The organism is Salicola sp. AFF1 (assembly GCF_056783195.1).
Window position 1 is genome coordinate 1 of record NZ_JBXAYL010000138.1, and the last position, 407, is coordinate 407.

1 protein-coding gene is annotated in these 407 nt (G+C 60.0%); it reads left to right on the forward strand.

Annotated features, from left to right (window positions below; genetic code table 11):
• A partial coding sequence (locus AC1RQI_RS17080) for a transposase (RefSeq protein WP_481905812.1) occupies positions 1-226 on the forward strand: 226 nt, incomplete at its 5' end.
• Positions 227-407 lie beyond the last annotated feature (181 nt).

The window sequence follows — 407 nt, forward strand, 5'->3', positions numbered from 1 at the left end:
GTATCCGGCTACGGCCCGGATGGCACAAAAACTAGCCACGGAACAGGGGCGACAAGTCTACGCCCGGCGAAAACACCTGGTCGAGGCGGTCAATGGCTGGATCAAACATGTGCTGGGCTTTCGCCAATTCAGTATGCGGGGCTTGGATGCCGTACAGGGTGAGTGGGATCTGGTATGTCTGGCGCTGAATCTCAGGCGTATGAGTTCCCGGATGAGCCTGGCGTAGGTCTGATGAGGGAGCCCAGGCACGGCTCCAGGCCAGGGAGCACCTTGGCCGCCAAGTTGAGCGCCCACGGCTGAGCATCGATGTCTTAACCCAGGCGGCGTTGCTGGAAGCAATCCCGGCTGGATACTGACCCACTCGACTCAAACCGGGACCTAAAATCTTCTGCCGCGCAGACTCCTAG